Here is a 22,771-nt window from a genome sequence, read left to right on the forward strand (position 1 = left end):
AAAATCCCTCCTCTTCCTTATTGTGAGAAGAGGAAATAATTTTTATCCATGCTTCAGAACAAAATAAAATCCGCCGCCCAATGCAAGCTGGCTAATCCTTCCTTATTGGTTCCAGCGTTTTCTTGAGAACATTTACTGATTGGGTAAACTGATCAATCTCTTCGCTGTTTAAGTCAAGTTCAACAATGTCACGAATGCCGTTTCTATTGACTATAGCAGGTACCCCAATGTAAACATCATCATGACCATACTTTCCATCTAAGTAAGCTGACACCGTAAGGACCGAATTCTCGTTCTGAAGGATGGCTTTCGTCAGTCTGACCAGGCCCATGGCTATTCCATAATAAGTCGCCCCTTTTCGCTCAATAATCTGATAAGCTGCATCTCTGACATTAAGGAATATCGAATTAAGATCTTCCTTTCTAAAATTCTCTTCTTTCCCTATCCAGTCATCAATGTTTTTCCCTGCAATATCAGCATGGCTCCATACAGGCAATTCAGTATCCCCGTGTTCACCTATAATATATGCATGAACATTGCGCGTATCGACTTTGAAATACTCCCCCAACAGAAACCTGAATCTGGCTGTATCCAATATCGTTCCGGATCCGATTACTCTTTCCTTTGGCAGTCCGGAGAATTTCCAGACTGCATAGGTCAGAATATCTACTGGATTTGTCGCAACCAGGAAAATGCCATCAAAACCGCTATCCATAACATGATTCACAATGCCTTTAAAGATTTTTGCATTTTTTCCACTAGATCCAGACGTGTCTCTCCAGGCTTTTGATTTGCTCCAGCAGTTATGACAACCAAATCAGCCTCTTTGCAATCTGAATAATCTCCAAACCAGATCGATGTTGGGGAAGGAGCAAATGGCATGCCATGATTCAAGTCCATCGCATCTCCTTCAGATTTATCCTTATTTAAATCAATCAGAACCAATTCCTCTGTAACACCTTGATTTAATAGTGGAAAGGCATAGCTTGAGCCTACAAAGCCAGTTCCAATCAGCACGACTCTGTTCACCCGATTTTTCATAACAACTCCCCTTTTCACTTAAGGTAAGGAACAGCAGCATCTCAGTCCCTCTATGTCAATAGAATATATAGAAGAATTCCCACCGAGGCAGAAGCTAAACCTGAACAAAAATTAACAAAGTCATTATCTGCAAAACGCCTGCCTTTTACCAATGAGGCCGGCTGCCCGCAATGTTCGGTTTTTTCAACACTTTCATTGCACACCAGGCACTTGTATTCAGCCTGAAAAAAGGCCCCCAATATGGAATCAATCAGATTTCCCGCAAATCCAAAGATCCCAATCAGCATAACCTCATAAAGTGAAACGCTGAACAGCATGAATGAAAGAAGTGCTATTGTAAAAGAACCTGACAAAGCTGCAATTGTGCCCAGAATGCTGACAGCACCTGAAGTTCCCGTCTCTGCTGGCTTCCAGGTCCTCAACGAAATGGGAGGTTTTTGACTTAATGAGCCAATTTCTGATGCCCAGGTGTCCGAGTTCGCTGCGGCCAGGCCAATTAGAAATGCTATCAGCCAAACCGGTGATGGTATCAGGAGATGGATTATGCTGGCAATAGCTGCAATTCCTCCATTTGCTGCCACCTGCTGCCAATCCCTTCTTGACCCTTTTGCATGCTTATTTTCGAATGTCTCTTTTCTATGGCTTTTAAATTTTGACCAAAAGCTGGAACTCGCAAAAAAGAACCCCAGCACAAGGAGACCGTAAAAGCCAAATCCCCATCCTGTTGCCGCACCTACAATGAATGCGGCTGTACTGCCTGAAAGGGTCAGTAATCGAAAAAAATATCCAGCAAGCGCCGTGATTAATATAAAAATAAAAATAACAATAGATTCAAGCATTTCCGGATGCCCAGACCCGCTGATCGGTAATAATCATTTCCACCGGCTTGTCATGGTTTTCCACTGGAAAACCGTTTATGACCTGCAGTTCAAAAGCCAGTGAAACGGTTCTTCCTTTATATTGCTCGAGAAAACGATCATAATAGCCTCCCCCAAACCCCAGGCGGAAGCCGTTTTTCATGTATGCCAGCCCGGGTACGATTAAAGTTTCGATTTCCTCACTGAGAACTTCTTCTGTCTTTTCTGGACTTGGCTCCCATAATCCATAGTACACAGACTCCAATTCCATGAAGCTTTTCAGTTCACGAAACACCATTTGCTTTGCTTGGGGAATGCACTTCGGGACAGCAACCCTTTTTCCATCTTCCCATGCTTTTCTGATAATCTGCCACGTATCCGCCTCAGGCGGCTTTGAAACCGTTATACCTATCGTTTTAGCCTGAAGCCATAAAGGACTGCTGTAAAGGCTGCGGGCAATTTCATATGATAGCTGTTCATACTCAGGCTTACTCAATTCCTTCATTCTATCCAGCATTTGCTTTCTAAGCGCTTTTTTATCCATTTCCATACCAAACCCCCTCCAACAGAAGATGACATCTGCAAATCCCCTCAATAATTTATCCAGAAAAGGGAAGTATACCCATAAAAAAAGTCAACAAAAAAAGCAGTAGGAATGATCCTACCGCTTATTTTGTTTCACGATGTGTAGTCGAACGCTTATCTCTTGGGCAATATTTTTTAAGCTCAAGACGATCTGGATTATTTCGTTTATTTTTTTTAGAAATATAGTTACGATCTCCACATTCTGTGCAAGCTAACGTAATGTTTACACGCATGTAATTTCCCTCCAAACTATGTTCAAACTAGTTCGTTCATACGACTTTTCTATAATATCACTTTTTAATTCGAAATGCTAGTACGTTTTTTTAAAAGTGCCCTCTTTAACCCTGCCTATCAGCAGGTTGTTATACCGAAGGATTTCTGATTTGCTTTCCCCGTTAATAATCCATGATCCCCCTTCTATTGTCCCTCTGCCATTGAATACTGCATTAAGCGAGAAGACGCTTATTGCATTTCCCTGGACCATAGGATGATACTTTAAAGTCCCTTTCTTTCTGCAGTTCCAAATTTGGTCACTGTATACGTTCCAGTAAGGCTGAATCGTACACTCTTTCATTTTTCTGCCGTTTAGCTGGCCATTAACCAAAAACAGCTTGGAATCAGCCAAATGAAAGATGACATTTTCTGCGGGAGAAATGAAGGAGAGATGTTCACGGGAAGAATACTCATGTCTGTGCTGCAATAAAAGCTTAATCTTTCTGGGCTCGTCCACATGGTTAGTGATATAGCTTTTAAAATATGAAATTTTAGAATGTATTTTTTCTGTCTTAATTTGAACAGAAATATTTTCATCAGGAAATATCTCATTACTGCCATTCTCCATCCAGTAAGTTTTCCCGTCTATCCATAAACCCGGAATCATTTTCAATTTCCCGATCGGCGCTTTCTCCATTTCTTCATAAACATCAGATTGAATCCAATTTAATGTATTCATCTTCATGCACCTTTTTCTTTATATTTTTTAAGAATTTTAATAAAAGGTTTGTCATATTTTACCCGTTGATTTCCGCTACAGTCACATGCTTTCCGCGGGGAGGAACGAGAGCCTGCTCGGCTTCGCCTGCGGGGTCTCCCGCTCCCTCTCCTCTAAGCAGGAGTCAAGTGCCCTCCGCTACAATAAACTCAGTGCTTAACAATTTTCAGCCTGCTAATACTGCAAAAGCTTTAAACAAGGTCTTCAAGCTTCTGGCTGATTAGGGTTTCTTGGAATACTCTTTTTGTTTCCTCCGAAATGCGTCCCCAGCTGAATAGGCTTTCTGCGACCTTTTGACCTTGTCTGCCAATTGTAAGGGCTGCTTTTGGATCTTCAAGGAGAGCGGACGCCTGCTCTGCGAAACTGCCAGGATCTCCAGGGGTCATAAACAAGCCGGAAAATCCATGTTTTACTATTCCCTTTAGCCCGCCAGTATTAGATACTATCGCCGGTTTTCCTGCAATCATTGCTTCAAGGGCAACAATGCCAAATGGCTCATAATGACTTGGAAAAACAGCGAACTCGCACTTTAGAAAGAGGGCTACTCTTTGCATATCATTAATAAATCCCGGAAAACGAATTATATCGTCAACATTCAGTTCTTTCGCTTTTTTTCTGTGGGCTTCAAGCATAGGACCTTTGCCGGCTATAATCATATAAGTATCCGGGTACTTTTCTTTAATAATAGGCGCTGCCTCGATCAAGGTATCAAACCCTTTTTCCCTGACCATCCTCCCAATGGAAAATATCAGCCTGCCTCCTTTTTTTACCTGCAGCCCCTCCAATAAAGAGTCAGGGTCATCAAGCTGGGGTTCCTTGCTGATTCCATTTGCGATAACAGACATTTTCTCGCTTTCGACAGCAAATTGCTGAAGTACTTCTTCCTTCATATATTCACTGCAGACAATAACCTGATCTGACCCTAGTATCAGCTGCTCTTCTTTTCTATGGATAAACTTCTGTAATTCTGTGTAAATCCCATTATTCCTTCCATATTCGGTTGCATGTATGGTCGTGATTAAAGGACACTGTAAACTCTCCTTTAGTGACAGGCCGCATGCACCTACAAGCCAGTCATGTGCGTGGATGAGCTCGAAGTGGTGGAAAGATGTCAGTTCAATGGCTTTTTGCTCCATCGCCAAATTCAATCCTAATATCCAATGCAAAAAGTTAGGATCTTTTTCATTAAGGGGTTTGACTCGGTGTATATAGATACCATCTTTAAGTTCATAGCTGGAAAGATCGCCCGGATTAGCTGTCAGAACATGGACCTCATAATCCTGTTTCAAGCCTCCTGCAAGTCCATGCACATGTCTTGATAAGCCGCCTACAACATGTGGAGGATATTCCCACGTAAGAAGAAGGATCTTAGGCAAACCTTTATGGCAGGTATTTTTATTTCGCTCAGCAGTTACCGTTTCCATCATTCTTTACCTTCTCCCCTTCACTCATTGATTCATAATAAGTGTATGTACTCACATTCACAGTCCATTCAGCAGGCTGCCTCTCAGCTTCGCCTATTCCCGATGTTTGATAAGGCATTTCCTCAGAAGTATGAATTGCTTCTGAGCGAAGCAATGGGAAAAAATGAGTTTCCGTCAATTTTATGCCCAGCTCTACACAATACACCTTGCCAGGTTTGAGCCCTTTGAAGATCCACTCTGATTGATGGGACAGGATTACTTCATGATCAGCGACCGCATTGGCCCCATCAAAATAAATCCCGGTAACATCATATATTCTTAAAGATTTTCTCCTGGAAGAGACAGGCTCTTCCAAGTAAAGTGAAGCCATTTTCTCTTTATGATTAGATAATTTCCATAATACTTTTACCTTATCAAATGTTAAGCGTGTTAATATCAATTGATCTTTCGTTTGTTTAGGAACGTCATTTTCTTCAGCTGTCATATTATTCACGGCAGATTCCTCGCTGTCGCGTTTTGCTTTATTTTGGATAAGTTTGGTCCACTGATATTGCACTTTTCCTACAGTTGTATCAAGCTCACTGGCAATTTTGCGAAATGAAAGCCCTCTGCGGCGAAGCTTAATAATTTCATCGATCATACCCGGCACCTCTTGGATTTTTTTCATAAGCAAATAAAAAAGGAATATATATGACGAAAGGCAAAATTTTATGACTATTTATATAACCCAATGTTATCACTGATATGGATAGCCTACAATGAACGGAAATTGTCGCTTCCTGCGAATGCACATGCCTGCTTGAAAATGAATAAGAAAAAAATTTTTAAAGTATGCCGGGAAGCTATTTCGACAGAGTTCCAGCGACAAAAATCTTTAATTTTCACCTGTTTATGGATTGCATATCGAAATTTGTCATTTTTGATGGTAAAATATTTCTGTTCAATGAATATGAGGTGACTTTTTTTGGAATCAATCATGCTGGCATTATTGATCTTGTCTATAGGGCTATTTATTCTTTCAGTGTTCTTGAAAGATCCTTATAAAGAGCTGCGCGAAGAAATGGACCAAATGTCCATGCAGCAGATTCAGGAAATGTATCAGATTAAAAAGAAATTAAAAGTATTGGAAGAAGAACTGCTGGTGGGTGAAGAACCATTTATTCAGCAAGTCCCTGCAGAGTCTTCTGCTCATTCCTTAGTGAAAAGGGAAGTTCATGAAATTATAAAAAATCAGGTGATGCTGCTTACCAGGCAAGGATTGTCAGTAGAGCAAATTGCCAGACAATCATCACTCTCTCCTGATGAAGTAAGAACCATTCAAACAGAAATGAAATTTAGAGGTCATGGCTATGAATAAAAGAAATACCCGGGCATTTGCATTTGGCATCCTTACAGCTGTCATAGCCTTCAGTACACCCTATTTTTTCATAAAGCCGAATCAGTCTGAAAATAGAAAAATTGATGTAAGCAGTGCGAAAGAATTTCTTCAGGCAAACGGCTATACTGTTTTAACAGAGGAAGAATATACTCTATTGCAGCAGACTAAATCCGAGGATCCAGCAAATAAGAATACGGAAGAAAAAGAAGAACCTGCTGAGAAAGATACCGAGCCGGAAGAAGGTTCACAGGAAGTCTATCAGCTTACAATTGAGAGCGGCATGACGCCTGGGGAAATCGCAGCACAGCTTGAAGAGGCGAATGTAATCGATCAGGCAGCAAATTTCGGCATTTACCTTGAAGAATACGGGTTCAGCAAAAAAATACAGCTGGGCACATTTAAACTGACCGCTGATATGAGCTATAAAGAAATCGCAAAAATCATAACAAAAAGCTAAAAGGAGCTGAATCCTTTTAGCTTTTTTACTGTCCAGCATTAGCGTGCAAGGCGCTTAAGCTTTCCTAATTTAATTATTCAAATCATATTGACGTCCTTTAACCAGGTAAAAAATATGTTCTGAGATATTGGTTACATGATCAGCTGCTCTTTCTAAATATCGGCAAACAAAAGACAGCTGAGTGATCTGAGGGAGATATTCCGGTTTCTGCAGGTTGATCTGCAGCAGCTCTTTAATTGTTTCACCATATAGGTCATCTACCTGATCATCCATATCGGCAACTTTTTTTGCCTTTGCAATATCTTCTTCAGTGAAAGCCTCCAGGGATAGACGCAGCATTTCTGTAGAGATTTCGTACATTTCTTTTATATGTTCAATCGGCTTAATAAGAGGTTCTGACCCAATGCGTATGGTAGACTTCGCTATATTCACTCCAAAGTCAGCAATCCGTTCAATGTCTGTTGCGATTTTTATAGCGACAATGATGCGGCGAAGGTCAATGGCCACAGGCTGCTGTTTGGCAATTAGCAGAATGGCTAAATCATTTATTTCCTCATATAAAATATCAGCCTGATTATCGTCATCAATGATTTCAAGAGCCAATTCTATATTTTGTGTTTCAAGCGCTTCAACCGATCTATGCAGGGCCTCTACTGCAAAATTGCCAATTTCAATCAGTTTCTTTTGAAGCTCCTGCAGATCATATTCAAACCTTTCACGTACTGCCATCATGGTAATCCCCCTTCATCCATTCAAGTATGGATTATATTCTTTCATTAAACCTGCACACAATAATTAGCCGAATCTTCCTGTGATATAATCTTCAGTCCGCTTATCTGAAGGAGTGGAGAAAATCTTATCAGTTTCGGCAAACTCGATTACTTCACCATTTAAAAAGAAGGCTGTTTTATCAGAAATACGGGCTGCCTGCTGCATATTATGCGTAACAATAATGATGCTGAATTCTTCCTTAAGCTCCTGCACTAGCTCCTCTACCTTTAAAGTGGAAATGGGGTCAAGTGCAGAAGTAGGCTCATCCATTAAAATGACATCCGGTTCAATTGCAAGACAGCGTGCAATGCAAAGACGCTGCTGCTGCCCGCCTGATAAGCCGTACGCATTCTGGTTCAGGCGATCTTTTACTTCATCCCAGATTGCCGCTCCCCTTAAGCTTTTTTCAACAATTTCATCCAGGATTTTTTTATCACGGATTCCGTGTATTTTCGGTCCATATGCCACATTATCATAAATGGACTTTGGAAATGGATTAGGCTTTTGGAAAACCATTCCTACACTTGTTCTTAAATCCTCCACTTTAAATGATTTATCAAGAATATTGCGCTCGCGGTATAAAATTTCACCGGAAATCTTCACAGAAGGAACAAGCTCGACCATGCGGTTCAGGGTTTTGATATATGTGGACTTTCCACATCCGGATGGACCGATAATGGCCGTTACTTCATTTTCATTAATGGCCAGATTTATATTTTTTAACGCATGGCCTTCCCCGTACCAAAGGTTAAGATCTTTTGTATGATAAACAACTTTTTTATTCTCTTTTGCTTTTTGGCTTAGATTAGCTGTTTTAGTATTCAGATTGGCTTTTTCTGTAACTACAGGCATTTTATTAAACCTCCCGGACTAAAATCTTTTTTGGAATTTATTGCGGATCAAAATAGCGATTGAATTCATCGCAAACAATACAATCAATAATATAACGATAGTTGCAGCTGCCAGGTTGGCATATTCCGCTACAAGGGCAGAGTCAATTGTCCAATAGTAAATCTGAACCGGCAAAATCGTAAATTTATCAAAAATTCCATCAGGAACGGGAATTAACAATGCCGGAATACCGATAACAACCAATGGCGCAGTTTCCCCGATTGCCCGGGACAGTGCAAGAATGACACCCGTAAGAATTCCCGGCAGAGCTGCGGGAAGGACCACATTTTTAATAGTCTGCCACTTTGTCGCTCCCATACCATAAGAGGCTTCTCTTAAGAATTGAGGAACTGCACGAATAGCTTCCTGGCTGGCAACTACTACAACAGGAAGAACCAGCAGTGCCATCGTAAGACCTCCTGCGAGAACTACAGAACCTAAATCCAATGCTCTTGCAAAAACAGTTAAACCAAGGATTCCAAAAACAACTGACGGAACGCCCGCCAGGTTGGAGATATTCGTTTTAATAAATGAAGAAATGCGTCCCTTGGCTGCATATTCTTCAAGATAAATTGCTGTGCCTACTCCTAAAATCATCGTGACAGGTGCAACAACAAGCATCAGCCATAGTGTTCCTGTTATTGCTCCCCAGATACCGGCTCTTTCAGGATCCGTCGATAAACGATTCATCAGAAAATCCATGTTGATCCAGCCTAAACCATCAGCAAGAACCCGATAGATCAAAACAATTAATACGACAAGGCCAAATAAAGTGGCCATAAAGAAGAGTGTTTTAGCAAGGTTATTGGCTAGCAGGCGGCTGCCCATCTTTTTATGCACTTGTTCTGAATCCACATATTTCATATTAATATTCCTCCCTGAACTTGCGAGAGATATACTGAGCGAGCAGGTTCATAATCAGCGTAAACACAAACAATGTCATAGCAACAGCATAAAGACTATAATATAATGTTGTTCCAGCTGCCGCTTCCCCTCCTGTAACTTCCACGATATAAGCAGTCATGGTCTGCATGGACTGTGTTACGTCAAATGTAAAGTTCTTTGAACTTCCGCTTGCAATCGTTACGATCATCGTTTCCCCGATTGCTCTTGATATACCGAGCACAAAAGAAGCAATGATACCTGAAATAGCTGCCGGAACAACTACTTTCCAGGTTACTTCAAGCTTAGTAGCACCTAATGCAAGGGCACCTTCCCTCATTGCATTTGGCACAGAACTCATCGCATCTTCTGAAAGTGATGCTACCATCGGAATAATCATAATTCCCATTACAATCCCTGGACTCAAAATATTCGTAGGTTCAAGTCCTGGAATAAAGGATCTCAGTAAAGGTGTTACAAATGTAAAAGCAAAAAATCCATAGACAATAGTAGGGATACCTGCCAGGATTTCAAGAAGAGGCTTTAATGCCTTTCTTGTTTTTTCAGATGCGTATTCACTTAAAAATATCGCTGTCATCAGTCCCACAGGAATCGCAACAAGCATGGCGATTAGTGTGGAAATGATTGTTCCCGTTAGTAAGGGAAGAACACCAAAGACAGCATTTTCTCCTAAAGGCTTTAATTCAGTGCCTGTAAAGAAATCTATAAAAGGAACGTCTTTAAAAAAGGCGATTGTTTCCGTAATTAAGGTAAGTACAATTCCAATAGTCGTAAAAACCGAGATTGCGGCTATGCCAAATAAGATCTTTGGTATTAATTTTTCAGTGTAATTATTAACACTTCGTGATTTTTTCTTTTGCTGAATGATTTCACGTACATTCAGCTTTTTGTTATCGTGTTGAACAGCACTTTTTGCCAAGTGTAAAACCCCTTTCAGCCTTCTCATCCAAAGAAGTACTCTTTAGCTCATACTACAAAGGAAAAAACTAGTAACATCACAAGAAGATGAGAAGGCAAACTTCTCATCTTCCCATGACAATACTTTCAATCACTTACTTCAATCCGTTCAAAGCATCTAGAGAAGCCTGGATATCTTCATCTGATAATGGAGCAAATCCAGTTTCTGCTGCAACATCCTGTGCATTTTCCATTGTATAGATAGCATAATCAAGCACTTGCGGTTTTTCTTTAGCCATATTTGTATTCAAGTATGTGAATACCGGGCGTGTAAATGGAGCATAATCTCCGTCTTCTTTGATTGTATCTAATGATGGTTCAACAGGTCCGCTTCCAAAGTCTACTTTTACTGCAGTCAATTTATCTTTGTTGCTGTCATAGTAACCATAGCCAAAGAATCCGATGGCATTTTTATCTTTAGAGACAAGATCCACTAAAGTTGAGTAGTCCTGCTGTAAGTTGATATTTTCAGGAAGATCCTGTTCTTCGAGAATATTCTCAAACATAAATTCGTAAGTGCCGTGGTTTTCATTTGGGCCATATGTCTGAATTTCTTCATCCGGGAATTCAGGGCGAACATCTGACCATTTTTTCTTTCCTGCACTTGCAAGGAAGATATCAACAACTTCTTGCTGTGTAAGTTCTGTAGCCCAGTCATTTTCCTTATTGATGACAATCGTGATGCCATCCAAAGCAACCTTCATTTCCTGTACATCAATGCCAAGATCTTCAGCAGAAGCTTTCTCTTCATCTTTAATTTGGCGGGAAGCATCGTTAAAATCTGTTCCGTCTTCTGCAAGGAATTTCTTGAAGCCAGCTGAAGTTCCGGAGCGACTAACTTCTACAGAGACATTTTCCTGTTCTCCCATATAGTTTTCAGCCATGCGTGCCATAAATGGATAAACAGTCCCAGAACCATCTATTACTACACTGCCTTCCAGCTCTTCACTTTTTTCGCCATTTCCGCTTGCACCTTCATTTGTATCTCCGCCTCCGCAAGCTGCAGTGAATGCCATTACAGCTGCCAACATTAAAAACAGGCTCATTTTTTTAAGACGTTTCATTCCTGAATTCCCCCTAAGAAAATTGGTTGTTTTGTCCTACGAGTATTAGAATAAGGGTTTACTGTTAACGCGGTTTTAACTGATTGTAAAGCTTTTGTAAATGTGGACGATTCTTGTGTAAATATGTCGAATAAGAGGTATAACATTAATTTATCTTTCCATCATTGCCTGCTTGCAATTCATATTCAGGAAAAAGAAAAACTGCCTCCCTTTTTATAAGGAGACAGTTTATCAAAACTCATTCATCTTCTTTGCGGGCATCTTCCTGCCCTTCAAGTACTTCATCTATATTTTCCACTTTTTGAACAGATTCTTCACTATCATCGCCCTTTTTATGCCGTTCCTTTTTAAGATCAAAATAAGCATCAAGGACACGCTCTCCAATTTCTTTATTGGCTCCGTGATCCACGCTTCCCTGATAAGCCCATGGAACTAATACCGCCATAGCTACCTCAGGATTTTCAGACGGAGCATAGCTTACAAGACTTAGGTTCATGACTTCAGGCGGCTCTTTGCCAAACTTGCTGCGTTCCGGTCCATCATAAAATGCCTCGGCAGTTCCGGTTTTTCCGGCCGGCTTATAGTCCTTACTGCCAAACAAACCGTAAGCTGTTCCGCCTTTTTCCTGCATGACTCTGCGGAAGCCTTCCTGGACACGGTCCATCCAGCCAGCTTCAAGCTCTACCCGATTAAGGACTTTCGGCTCCATTTCCTGGACAATAGGTCCAAGTTCATTATTTTCCATCAATGGCTCGCGGATTTCCTTTACTATATGAGGCTCCATCCTATTTCCGCCATTGGCAATGACCGAAACATATTGGGCAAGCTGCATATTGGAATAAGTATCATACTGGCCAATCGAAAGGTCAAGCATGAAACCAGGCAATGTACTCATCCCTTTAAAGCCTGTTTGCTCATTCGGCAGATCAATTCCTGTCCGGACCCCAAGTCCGAATTGAGCGAAGGAATCCCTTACAGTGCTAAAAGCTTTTTCATTTATCCGCAATGGCTGCTCATACTCATATTTCCCGCCGCCTATATTGATGACAGTTTCAAACATATAAACGTTGGAAGAAAATTTCAGCGCATTAATATCATTCAAAGCACCAAAATTTCTCCAGGATTTTTTTACAGGTGTTCCTTTAATTTTTAAAGGCCGGTCGTAAAAAACGGTTCCGGGGTTAATGGCGCCCGTCTTATATCCGGTAAGAATTGTAGCACCCTTCACAGCAGAACCTACATTATAAGTAGTAGTGATGTTGCCCAATGCATCGTCCTGCATGACAGATTTTCCTGTCTCTTTATCCTTCACAATCTTTTTGCCGGCCATTGAAAGAACCTCTCCGGTATGAGGATCCATCAGCACAACGTATGCTCTGTCCAATAATCCTGTCCCTGCTGATGCCTTAGCTTCACGCAGTTCCTCTTCAATGATTTTCTCTACTTCCTTCTGAAGATCCATATCAATGCTAAGCACAAGGTCCTTTCCTCTTTGTCCATCAGTGATGGGTACCGTTTCAAGGACATTGCCGGCTTTATCTGTAACATTTTTCACTTTTGCCTTTTGGCCGTGAAGCACTTCTTCGTATTGCATCTCAATATAACTCTTTCCTACACGGTCGTTACGGCTGTAATCACGGGCCATATAGTATTCAAGCTGTTCAGCCGGCAGCCCTTCATCAGAGCTTGTCACATTACCCAGCACTGATTTTAATGTATCTCCGAAGGCATAATACCTTTCCCAGTCGGTTGTTGTATCAACTCCCTGAAGTATTTGAAGATTTTCGCTGACAACCGCGAATTCCTCAGGAGTGACTTCTTTATTTTTGACAATTTGCGGTGTTAATGCATATCCGCTTGTAAACTCTCTGTAGATGGCAAGTACTTCAAGGTCATCTTTTGTCAATTCGCTTAATTCATCTTCTGTAATTCGATCCAATGTGAGCTGATAGATGGCTTTGTCCAATTCTTTCTGGTCGCCTTCATACTTTTTTTCAAGCTTCTCTTTGTCTTTTTTAGAGATCTTTTTTTCAGCCTCTTCAGGATTTTTCATAATCCAGTAATCCTTCTTATCTCGTTCCTGAACTTTTTCAGTATCTTTGTGTATTAGCTTGGCCAGCCTTTCTGCCACCTCAAGCATTTCGTCCTGCTTGTATCCATTATTAGTAAATGTGATGGCATTTTGCGGCGTATTATCAACAATCACCTGGCCATTTCTGTCAAACATCTTTCCTCTCGGCACCGGGCTGTTGACTGTAACATCTTCCGTTCTTTCAATCTCCCGCTTATAATCATCACCATAAACTATCTGAACCATTCCAAGCCTGAGGATCAGCATGGAAAACAATAAGAACACAGCAAAGAAGAGCATATTCAGACGGAAAGGAACATGGGTCTTCTTCTTTTTCTTCCTATTCAAAATTACGCACACTTCCTTTAAAAAATTCTCATAACCCCATTCTAAAAGAAAATAACAATAAATACTATAAAGAACCCTTTTTCGACAGAGATATTTTTACTGGTAAAAAAAAGAGAGAGAATTTTCCTCTCTCTCATGCAGACTGAAATTGTATTTTCCTGACGAATAAATATATGACCGAATGCCCGGCCCCAATGATTAAGAGAAGTATAGGGATGCTTTTTTCTTCATTGAAAAAAGATACGGCAGCTAAAAAACCTAAAATGGATACTATACGTCCTGCATTTAAGAAGATTTCCCTTACTACGATATACTCAATTCTCATCTCTGCAGCCTTCCAGCCTCTGCCAATGACATCATATGTTAATGAGATATATGGCACAAGCAGGAGAGGATACGCTATAGCAATAGTGGCTGCATACATCAGCAGCTTTTGATACGTAACCTCAAAAACGATAAAGAAGATGGCACCATACAGTAATAACCCGCCAATAAGAATGGCCCTTTTGCGATATTCCTTCTTTAAAAGTCTTGATACAAGAAAATACCCCAAAAAAGATATACTTGAGTTGACCAATCCGTATGTACCAAGAGCCAGTTCACTGCCAGTTGAAATAAAAACATATACTGATATGACAAAGATAAAGGTTCCCTCTCTGAGCCCCTGGAAAAAGTGGGCATTTGTAATCATACGCCAGTTCATGCTGTTTTTTCGTTCTGCAAGGATTCTTCCAAATAAATACCTTCCGTCAGCTGGCCGCCTTTTTAGAAAAAAGCTTAAAAATACCGCTATTGAAAAAAGTGTCAGGGAGATGCCGAAGATAACGGAATAGCCCGTGAACTTTTCCATCCTTGAAATAATGAAACCCGCTGCTATCGGTCCAATCATACCCCCAACGGATGTTAGTATTCCAAGGAATCCATTAAAGAAATCGCGATTCTCCGGCTCAGTAATTTCAAAAGTGAGTACATTGAATGCAAGCCAGTAGAACCCATACCCGACTCCCAGCAGAGCCCCGAGAAGCAATAGAAATTTAGAGGCATTCGTTCCAATGAAAAGCACTGTCAGATAAAATAGAGCCAAAAAAATCACGCCGATTCTCAGCACAATGACACGGTCAATTTTTTTCGCCCATCTCCCTGCCAGGATAAACGTCAAAGGCTGAAGCACCACTATGGCCAGGTTATATAAAGCCAGATCGCTGAACTCACCAGACTGCTTCCAGAGATAAATATTAACAAATGTGTTTGAAAGGGCAGCACTTAAAGAATAAAGCCCCCCTATAAATAAAAGCAATGTTAAGTCTTTGGTTAAATCGACATCACCGATCAGTTTTTTAAATCTGCTCATAAAAAAAACTCCCCTTTGGTTCTAAGGGTAGTCTCCTACAAAGACAGTGCGGTTATGCAATGATTTAGAAATTAGGGGAAAGCCTCCGGAATTTGGAGCAAAAAAACACGGCAGATGTAATCTGCCGTGCTGTTTCATTTATTACTTTGCAGCGCTGTAACGCTTAGAAACCTCTTCCCAGTTAACAACATTCCAGAAAGAATTGATGTATTCAGGACGGCGGTTTTGATATTTTAAGTAATAAGCATGCTCCCAAACATCAAGCCCAAGGATTGGTGTCTTACCTTCCATTAAAGGAGAATCCTGGTTAGGGGTGCTTGTAACTTCCAATTCGCCATTGTTTACTGCCAGCCAAGCCCAGCCAGAACCGAAGCGAGTTGTTGCTGCTTTAGCAAATTCTTCTTTGAAGCTGTCATAGCTTCCGAATTTGCTGCTGATAGCGTCTGCTAATTCACCTGTAGGCTCACCGCCGCCATTTGGAGAAATGATCTGCCAGAATAGAGAATGGTTTGCATGGCCGCCGCCGTTGTTGCGTACTGCAGTGCGAACAGCTTCAGGTACGGCATCCAGGTTAGAAACTACTTCTTCAACAGTTTTAGAAAGAAGCTCTTCGTTTCCTTCTAAAGCATTGTTAAGGTTTGTTACATAAGTATTGTGATGCTTTGTATGATGAATATTCATCGTTTCTTTGTCGATGTTTGGCTCCAATGCATCATAAGCGTAAGGTAATTGCGGTAATTCGAATGCCATAATAAAATTCCTCCCTATGTATCTGTTTTATTAAGCCCCCTGAAACACTCCAATCATTTATAAAATTCTGATTTTAGAATATTTCTAAGGTCTTTAGTTTAAGATTACCAAAGTTGGTTTTTTGTTTCAAACAAAATGCTTTACTACATATATACAATATCCTAATTTGTTTTTATTATTCCATTAAATTCAAATCACCCGAGCGGGTCATCAAAGGACCACAATTAGAAAATAAGTAATCATTACCCCTTGTATCACCGCTTTGGCTGCTGCACTGCTGACAAAACCGATTACAGATCCGAAACCGATCTTCAATGCATCATTGAAGCTGGCCTTATTTACTGCGAGTTCAGCAATGACCGCTCCCAAAAAAGGCCCAATTAAAATTCCTAATACAGGGATGACAAATGGACCTGCCAGCAGGCCGATTGTACTTCCCCAGACACCCGCTTTTGATCCGCCATACTTTTTTACCCCAATCATATTTGCTACGTAGTCTGCACCAAATAGCAGCAGGACAAATAGCACCTGAATCGTCCAGAATAGCCAGTTAAAAGGTTCGAAAGAAAAAAGAATTCCATACAGGATAAAACCGCCAAGCAAAAACAGCACACTTGGAATAATCGGAAAAACCAAGCCCGCAAAAGCGATAATAAATAACAGAATGATCAGCGTCCAATAAATTATCTCCATGATCAGCACCCTTTCTAGAAAACATGAAAGCGCTTTGCCCACACCTCGAGGGGGCAGGCTGCTTGCGCTAGACATTTATCTAACTTCAAAATTTCTACATTATTTATTTTAAAATTAATAAGCAAGGGATTTCCCCTTGCTTATTTTACCATTTATTCTTCTCCTAAAACAGCTTCAGCAATATTCACCGCGTGATCGCCGATACGCTCAAGGTTGCTGACAATGTCTACATAGACAATGCCCGCCTGGCCAGAGCAGACTCCTTCATTCAGGCGAAGAATATGCTGTTTGCGAAGCTTTCGTTCCATCTTGTCTATCTCTTCTTCTTTTTTTACAACATGCTCTGCAGCAATTTTATCATTGTGGTCCAGTGCCTGAAGAGCTTCTTTTACAGTAGAAATGGTCAATTTGAACATTTGTTCTAAATCAGCCATAGCTGAATCGGTAATGGACACTTTATTTGCCTGTTTATAATCAATCAATTCTATTACATTTTCGAAATGGTCACCGATACGCTCAATATCTCTTACTGTATCCATCAGCACGGTGTGCTCGTTCGACTCATGTGCTGAAAGTGAACTTGTAGATAACTTAATCAGGTAATCCGTAATTTTGCGGTCAAGATTATTGATCGCGTCCTCTAACTGGTATGCACTTTCGGAATGTTTTTGATTGCCGGTTTTCAAATATTGAACCGTTTCTTCAAGTCCCCGTAAAGAGAATGCCCCCATGCGAAGCACTTCTTCTTTAGCTTGTCCAAGAGCAATCGAAGGGGATTGTTCTATAAAAACAGGATCCAAATGTTTTGCTTTATATTCAGCAACCGCATCTTCTCCCGGAATAAGCTTCGTTACAATCCATGCCAGCACGGCTACAAATGGCAGTTGAATAAGTGTATTAGTACTATTAAAAATTCCATGCGCAAAGGCAATGGTCATCTCAGGATTTAAATCCATTTTCCCCTGCAGTGTTTCAATCAATAATGTAAACGGCTTTAATAAAATCAAGAAGATAGTAGTACCAATTAAGTTAAACAATACATGCACGGCTGCAGCTCTTCTTGCAGCAACAGATGCTCCAATAGCGGCTAAAACAGCTGTGATGGTCGTTCCAATATTGTCTCCAAACAGAACAGGCAATGCTGCATCCAGGTTTATCAGCTCTTCAGAAAACAGCCCTTGGAGAATACCGATTGTGGCACTTGAGCTCTGAACAATAACAGTAAACACTGTTCCGACAACCACACCTAGAATTGGATTTGAACTCATGCTTACGGTCAAGTCATGAAAAGCTTCCAATGTACGAAGAGGCTTCATTCCCCCGCTCATTAATTCAAGTCCATAGAATAATGCACCAAAGCCAAATACAATCTGACCGGCATTGTGAACTTTTTTGCTTTTAAAGAAAAACAATAGAATAGAGCCTAAAGCAATGATCGGCAAAGCGTATTCCCCGATATCTATTCCGATGATGAAAGCAGTTACCGTTGTCCCGATATTTGCTCCCATAATAACACCTATTGCCTGGCGCAATGTCATGAATCCGGCAGATACTAATCCAACTGTAATAACAGTGGTTGCAGAGCTGCTCTGTATAAGAATGGTGACAAGAACACCCGCCAATACACCCATGATTGGATTTGTAGTAAAGCGATCTAATAAATCCCTCAGCCGGTCACCAGCTGATTTTTGGAGCCCATCACCCATGAACTTGATTCCATAAAGGAAAATACCAAGCCCGCCCAAAAACTCAAAAAGCATTTGCTGAACATTAAGTTCCACCATTATCCAACCCCTATAACTGTTTATTCGACATGATTCATCAAACCCCATACAATTATTAATGGAAACCTATAGAAATGTAAACCTGTTGCGGACTAAATTTACAATTCCTTAACATTACATGCTTATATTACATTTTTGTTACAAACTCCAAAAAGCCTTGCAAACGCGTTTACTTGTAACATCTGGATATTTGGCTAAAATATAATAGTGAATCTCAAAAAGGGTGTGTCCAAATGAATATTTTTCTTCAGTTTTATAAAAGCTTGTTTTCTCCTAAAGATATCGCTTTATTTCGTCGTCAGGGCATAGGAAAGACTATTTTGTATGTGTTTTTCCTTACCCTGCTATCAGCACTGCCAACCTTGTTTTATTCCGGTTCGGCAATCATTAATGGTTTAAATGCTATTGATGAAACAATTGACAGTAATTTACCGGATTTTGAAATTGCAGAAGGACAGCTTCACACAGAGGAGGAAGTACCTGTAACCCTCAATAAAAATAACTTTACAATCATTGTTGATTCGACAGGAGCAGTAGACCCTTCTGTTTTATCCGAAAGCGGCAATACGATTGCCTTATTAAAAAATGAAGTCTACATACTTGCTGAAGGACAGGAACAGACATATCCATATACATTACTGACAAGCGGCACACTAACAAAAGATGACTTATCAGACTTCCTTGCATCTGCAGAATCCCTTATGCCGATTATTATTCCCTTAATAGCGATTGTCATTTATATTTTTGCAGCGGGCATTCGATTTATCGAGATCTCCCTGTTAGCACTTGCAGGTCTGCTTATTAAAAAAGCTCTTGCCAAGAAATTGGAGTATCGTCATTTATGGCGCATGTCTGCTTACAGCATTACTTTGCCAGCCATTTTCTTTACTATCATGACAGCCCTGCAGACAGCAGTGCAAAACGGAGCGATTATTAACTGGTTTGTTTCTCTTATCATCCTCCTCTTGTCCATAAAGGAAGTCCCATCTCATAGCTCTAAATAAAAACGTGCCAATGGCGCGTTTCTATTTTTGCAATTAAAAAGAGGAGTAATTTTATAAATAAAGCAGTTATTAATGCAGAATAATACAAATTGAGGACTTTTTTTGGTCTAATCATATTTGGACAAGCATACATATTGGGTAAACAAGGGGGTTTGGCCAGTATGAAGAAGCTTGGGGGAGTATTGCTTTCAATCCTAGTTATATATGTAATCTTTTATGACCTTAATCATGGCACACTGCCCGCTGGACAAAAGCAAGCATTGGAGGCAAGTTCCCTCCCCACAGAAACAGGTGAACCCTATTTTGAAAAAAAGGTCAATCCTGGAGAAACAGTTCTATCAATTATAGAACTAAACCTTGATGGTCCCATTCCTGTAGCCATAGACCAGGTTGTGTCAGACTTCTCGGAATTAAACAATGGAATGCAGCCTGAAGACATTAAATCAGGGACGACCTATAAATTTCCAAAATATACTCAGGACAACTAATCATCATTCTTGTCAATTTCAGCGGTTCATTGATACAATAAAGTGGAACCTTCTCTAACAGCATACATCTCAGCTGTTATATGAAAAGATAAAAAGGAGCGAATCTCCATTGAGTGAAATTATACATCGCACTAAAACAAGGCCTGTTAAAGTTGGGCCATTAACAATTGGCGGAAGCAATGAGCTGTTCATCCAGAGTATGACCACTACGAAAACACATGACGTTGAAGCGACTGTTGCTGAAATTAAAAGGCTGGAAGAAGCAGGATGTCAAATCGTGCGTGTTGCCTGCCCGGATGAAAGAGCTGCAAATGCCATAGCAGATATTAAAAGACAAATTAACATACCGCTTGTTGTTGATATCCACTTTGACTACAAGCTAGCATTGAAGGCAATCGAAGGCGGAGCAGATAAAATCCGAATTAATCCTGGAAATATTGGTAAACGTGAAAAAGTGGAAGCAGTGGTCAAGGCTGCAAAAGAAAAAGGCATCCCTATCCGCATTGGTGTAAATGCAGGTTCTCTTGAAAAAAGAATCCTTGAGAAATATGGATATCCTACTGCAGATGGTATGGTTGAAAGCGCCCTGCATCATATCAAAATTTTAGAAGACCTTGATTTCCATGACATCATCGTTTCTATGAAAGCATCCGATGTTAATTTGGCCATTGAGGCTTATGAGAAAGCAGCACAAGCATTTGACTACCCTCTCCATTTAGGTATAACAGAATCAGGCACACTTTTTGCAGGTACTGTAAAAAGTGCCGCTGGACTTGGTGCAATCTTAAGCAAAGGAATTGGAAATACGTTAAGAATTTCACTTAGCGCAGATCCCGTGGAAGAAGTAAAGGTTGCCCGTGAACTTCTTAAAGTGTTTGGATTATCCTCCAATGCAGCAACTTTAATTTCCTGTCCAACATGCGGAAGGATCGAGATTGACTTAATCAGCATTGCAAATGAAGTGGAAGACTATATTCAAAAAATTAAAGCGCCAATTAAAGTTGCTGTATTGGGCTGTGCCGTTAACGGGCCTGGTGAAGCCAGGGAAGCTGATATCGGCATTGCAGGTGCCCGCGGTGAAGGGCTTCTTTTCCGTAAAGGCCAGATTGTAAGGAAAGTTCCAGAAGAGACAATGGTTGAAGAACTTAAGATTGAAATCGACAAAATCGCTGCAGAGTATTTTGCCAAACAGGAAGAGGAAAAAGCACAGGCAGAAAGCCTGCTGCCGTAAGGCAATATTGTCCCTTTCCGAAATAGAAAAAGCCTGGCACCAAATAATTTTGGGAGCCAGGCTTTTTTTCTTTTTCTAAAAAAACGGCAGAATAAACATACCGACAATAATGGATATAGCCCCTATTGCAATCGCCCAGCCCCCAAGGCTTTCTGAACCCCTGCGGCGTGCGATAAAACCAAGGACAATTCCTGTTGCTCCAAAAAGAACCGGCAGCACAAACAAAGATAAAATGGAAAGTGCCAGGGCTGCATATCCGACTCCTCTGCCGGCTGCAACTGTTTCATTTTCTTCATCCCTGTTCGCTGATCTATTATAGACACCAGGCGCTGCTATTTCGGCAGAGGTTTCCTCAGAATAATCTGCATGAATTGCAGCTGTTTCGTTTTCCTCATCCCGATCCAGCGATCTGCCGTAGACACCTGGAGCTGCTATTTCTGCAGCAGCTTCTTCAGAATAATCTTCATGGACTGCAGCTGTTTCGTTTTCCTCATCCCGATCCAGCGATCTGCCGTAGATACCTGGAGCTGCTATTTCTGCAGCAGCTTCTTCAGAATAATCTGGATCTGCTTCGCCAATCCGCTCACTGTATCGAAGGTCATACTCTTCATTACTGCGCTCTTGGTCTGCCATCATGATCCCTCGCTTCCTTTGCTGTGTTACTAAAAAGTATTGCTTAATGGAGCATTTATAGTGTTTGCGATATAAGCCCTTTTTAAGATGTAAATGTTTAACTTTCATACCTGTTCAGGCAACACTCTTTTTCAAGGCCGGGACTTTTGTTAAGATAAGGGATATATGCATTAAAGGAGATCATAATGATGAAGAAGCGTTTTGGCATTGATATAGACGGAACGGTTACGCGCCCTGAAGCCATGGTTCCGTATTTAAATGAAGCATTTAATCTGAATATTACTTTAAATGATATTAAGCAATATGATTTAACACCTTTGGTGACGATTTCAGAAGAACAATTTGCAGATTGGTTTTATGAAAATGAGCCCATCATATACAAAGAATCACCCATTGCAAAAGGCGCAAAGGAAGCTTTGACCAACTGGAAACGCAAGCATGAATTGTATTTTATAAGTGCCAGGGGTTCTCACCTTCAGCAAATAACAGAGGAATGGTTTCTAGAGAACACATTGGAGTTCGATCATATTGAACTGATCGGGAGCCATGATAAAATCGAAGCAGCAAAAAAATATGAAGTGGATATATTTTTTGAAGACAAACATGATAATGCAGTTATGATTCATGAGGCATGTGGAATTCCTGTCATCTTATTCGATACACCCTATAACCAGGAACCCCTTCCCAATGGCGTCATTAGAGTAAGAAACTGGAAGGAAGCATATGCATGGGTGGAAGACTGGCTGCAGGAACAAAAGCGGTAGCGCCTTGATCAGATGAACTCAAACTAAAAACCGCCACCTCATGTGGCGAACGTTGAAGCCAGCACATCCTGCGCAAGTCCGGCAGGCATAAGACGAATCACGCAGGAAACCTCCCAAAGCTACTTTGGTCGGGCGATGTATCGCTGCCGAAGCATTTCTTGTTCCTGATTTCTGGAGTAATTTGGCTTATGAACCAAGAGGCTAGGCGCTGTAGCTGGATGCAGATTATTATTTCTCCACAAAGTTCACATCTTTATATTTTTTTATTTCCTAGATTACAAAAAGGAGCATGGGGCTATAATATGAACTGTGCCCCGATTTACGGACAGTTTAAA

The 22,771-nt window shown here is 40.7% G+C and carries 23 protein-coding genes and 1 pseudogene; 6 read left to right on the top strand and 18 right to left on the bottom strand.

What is annotated here, in order from left to right:
- Window positions 1-91 precede the first annotated feature (91 nt).
- The 7 genes and pseudogenes from AC0VZ9_RS20760 to AC0VZ9_RS20790 all read right to left on the bottom strand — a co-directional run bounded on the left by AC0VZ9_RS20760 (window position 92) and on the right by AC0VZ9_RS20790 (window position 5,538).
- Window positions 92-1,041, bottom strand: a pseudogene (locus tag AC0VZ9_RS20760) (L-lactate dehydrogenase).
- Window positions 1,042-1,091: 50 nt separating this feature from the next.
- On the bottom strand, window positions 1,092-1,880 hold the full coding sequence (locus AC0VZ9_RS20765; RefSeq protein ID WP_475396682.1) for a DUF92 domain-containing protein: 789 nt from the start codon (window positions 1,878-1,880) through the stop codon (window positions 1,092-1,094).
- Window positions 1,873-2,448, bottom strand: a complete 576-nt coding sequence (locus AC0VZ9_RS20770; protein ID WP_019380406.1) for a 5-formyltetrahydrofolate cyclo-ligase — start codon at window positions 2,446-2,448, stop codon at window positions 1,873-1,875. The genes AC0VZ9_RS20765 and AC0VZ9_RS20770 overlap by 8 nt, the downstream gene beginning before the upstream one ends.
- A gap of 118 nt (window positions 2,449-2,566) precedes the next feature.
- Entirely contained in the window at window positions 2,567-2,716 is a 150-nt protein-coding gene (rpmG, locus tag AC0VZ9_RS20775; RefSeq protein WP_009332954.1) for a 50S ribosomal protein L33, read from the bottom strand.
- A 77-nt stretch (window positions 2,717-2,793) separates the two neighbouring features.
- Complete coding sequence (locus AC0VZ9_RS20780) at window positions 2,794-3,435, bottom strand: hypothetical protein (RefSeq protein ID WP_475396683.1); 642 nt, start codon at window positions 3,433-3,435, stop codon at window positions 2,794-2,796.
- A 230-nt stretch (window positions 3,436-3,665) separates the two neighbouring features.
- On the bottom strand, window positions 3,666-4,901 hold the full coding sequence (locus AC0VZ9_RS20785) for a glycosyltransferase family 4 protein (protein ID WP_034296564.1): 1,236 nt from the start codon (window positions 4,899-4,901) through the stop codon (window positions 3,666-3,668).
- Complete coding sequence (locus tag AC0VZ9_RS20790; RefSeq protein WP_034296567.1) at window positions 4,879-5,538, bottom strand: DUF4912 domain-containing protein; 660 nt, start codon at window positions 5,536-5,538, stop codon at window positions 4,879-4,881. Before AC0VZ9_RS20790 ends, AC0VZ9_RS20785 begins: the two co-directional genes overlap by 23 nt.
- 324 nt (window positions 5,539-5,862) lie before the next feature.
- Here AC0VZ9_RS20790 and AC0VZ9_RS20795 point away from each other — a divergent pair, with 324 nt between their 5' ends.
- Entirely contained in the window at window positions 5,863-6,255 is a 393-nt protein-coding gene (locus AC0VZ9_RS20795; RefSeq protein WP_226280633.1) for a hypothetical protein, read from the top strand.
- On the top strand, window positions 6,248-6,733 hold the full coding sequence (locus AC0VZ9_RS20800) for a hypothetical protein (protein ID WP_475396684.1): 486 nt from the start codon (window positions 6,248-6,250) through the stop codon (window positions 6,731-6,733). The genes AC0VZ9_RS20795 and AC0VZ9_RS20800 overlap by 8 nt, the downstream gene beginning before the upstream one ends.
- A gap of 69 nt (window positions 6,734-6,802) precedes the next feature.
- On the opposite strand, the gene phoU is transcribed toward AC0VZ9_RS20800, so the two are convergent.
- The 10 genes from phoU to AC0VZ9_RS20850 all read right to left on the bottom strand — a co-directional run bounded on the left by phoU (window position 6,803) and on the right by AC0VZ9_RS20850 (window position 18,316).
- Window positions 6,803-7,462, bottom strand: coding sequence for a phosphate signaling complex protein PhoU (gene phoU / locus AC0VZ9_RS20805; protein WP_026041601.1), 660 nt, complete (start codon window positions 7,460-7,462; stop codon window positions 6,803-6,805).
- Window positions 7,463-7,528: 66 nt separating this feature from the next.
- On the bottom strand, window positions 7,529-8,356 hold the full coding sequence (gene pstB, locus AC0VZ9_RS20810; protein WP_475396685.1) for a phosphate ABC transporter ATP-binding protein PstB: 828 nt from the start codon (window positions 8,354-8,356) through the stop codon (window positions 7,529-7,531).
- A gap of 18 nt (window positions 8,357-8,374) precedes the next feature.
- Window positions 8,375-9,259, bottom strand: a complete 885-nt coding sequence (gene pstA, locus AC0VZ9_RS20815) for a phosphate ABC transporter permease PstA (protein WP_009332962.1) — start codon at window positions 9,257-9,259, stop codon at window positions 8,375-8,377.
- 1 nt (window position 9,260) lies between these two features.
- Entirely contained in the window at window positions 9,261-10,217 is a 957-nt protein-coding gene (gene pstC, locus AC0VZ9_RS20820; RefSeq protein ID WP_009332963.1) for a phosphate ABC transporter permease subunit PstC, read from the bottom strand.
- A gap of 133 nt (window positions 10,218-10,350) precedes the next feature.
- Entirely contained in the window at window positions 10,351-11,319 is a 969-nt protein-coding gene (locus AC0VZ9_RS20825) for a PstS family phosphate ABC transporter substrate-binding protein (protein ID WP_475396686.1), read from the bottom strand.
- Between the two features lie 238 nt (window positions 11,320-11,557).
- Window positions 11,558-13,738: a peptidoglycan D,D-transpeptidase FtsI family protein gene (locus AC0VZ9_RS20830; protein WP_019380399.1), complete on the bottom strand. Its 2,181-nt coding sequence runs from the start codon at window positions 13,736-13,738 to the stop codon at window positions 11,558-11,560.
- Window positions 13,739-13,871: 133 nt separating this feature from the next.
- Window positions 13,872-15,089 carry an MFS transporter gene (locus AC0VZ9_RS20835; protein WP_009332966.1) on the bottom strand — a complete coding sequence of 406 codons (1,218 nt, stop codon included), beginning with the start codon at window positions 15,087-15,089 and terminating at the stop codon, window positions 13,872-13,874.
- Between the two features lie 141 nt (window positions 15,090-15,230).
- A complete protein-coding gene (locus AC0VZ9_RS20840) occupies window positions 15,231-15,839 on the bottom strand; it encodes a superoxide dismutase (RefSeq protein WP_475396687.1) in 609 nt (202 codons plus the stop codon).
- 210 nt (window positions 15,840-16,049) lie between these two features.
- Complete coding sequence (locus tag AC0VZ9_RS20845; RefSeq protein ID WP_251175144.1) at window positions 16,050-16,532, bottom strand: DUF456 domain-containing protein; 483 nt, start codon at window positions 16,530-16,532, stop codon at window positions 16,050-16,052.
- Window positions 16,533-16,684: 152 nt separating this feature from the next.
- Window positions 16,685-18,316 (bottom strand): Na/Pi cotransporter family protein, encoded by a 1,632-nt coding sequence (locus AC0VZ9_RS20850; protein WP_009332969.1) that lies wholly within the window; start codon window positions 18,314-18,316, stop codon window positions 16,685-16,687.
- A 233-nt stretch (window positions 18,317-18,549) separates the two neighbouring features.
- On the opposite strand from AC0VZ9_RS20850, the gene AC0VZ9_RS20855 reads away from it, so the two are divergent.
- The 3 genes from AC0VZ9_RS20855 (at window position 18,550) to ispG (ending at window position 21,039) form a co-directional block, all read left to right on the top strand.
- Window positions 18,550-19,320, top strand: coding sequence for a DUF1189 domain-containing protein (locus AC0VZ9_RS20855; RefSeq protein WP_475396688.1), 771 nt, complete (start codon window positions 18,550-18,552; stop codon window positions 19,318-19,320).
- 161 nt (window positions 19,321-19,481) lie between these two features.
- Window positions 19,482-19,808 carry a hypothetical protein gene (locus AC0VZ9_RS20860; protein ID WP_217026192.1) on the top strand — a complete coding sequence of 109 codons (327 nt, stop codon included), beginning with the start codon at window positions 19,482-19,484 and terminating at the stop codon, window positions 19,806-19,808.
- Window positions 19,809-19,926: 118 nt separating this feature from the next.
- Window positions 19,927-21,039 carry a flavodoxin-dependent (E)-4-hydroxy-3-methylbut-2-enyl-diphosphate synthase gene (gene ispG, locus AC0VZ9_RS20865; RefSeq protein WP_251175152.1) on the top strand — a complete coding sequence of 371 codons (1,113 nt, stop codon included), beginning with the start codon at window positions 19,927-19,929 and terminating at the stop codon, window positions 21,037-21,039.
- A gap of 75 nt (window positions 21,040-21,114) precedes the next feature.
- Here the strand turns inward: ispG and AC0VZ9_RS20870 are convergent, their stop codons facing one another.
- Window positions 21,115-21,474: a hypothetical protein gene (locus AC0VZ9_RS20870; RefSeq protein WP_157380206.1), complete on the bottom strand. Its 360-nt coding sequence runs from the start codon at window positions 21,472-21,474 to the stop codon at window positions 21,115-21,117.
- Window positions 21,475-21,860: 386 nt separating this feature from the next.
- Between AC0VZ9_RS20870 and AC0VZ9_RS20875 the strand changes: the two genes are divergently transcribed.
- The gene (locus tag AC0VZ9_RS20875; RefSeq protein ID WP_034296571.1) at window positions 21,861-22,436 is read left to right on the top strand and encodes a nucleotidase; all 576 of its coding nucleotides are present in this window, start codon (window positions 21,861-21,863) and stop codon (window positions 22,434-22,436) included.
- Window positions 22,437-22,771: the final 335 nt, after the last annotated feature.

The sequence above is a fragment of the Cytobacillus sp. QJM3NY_8 genome, assembly GCF_056173585.1.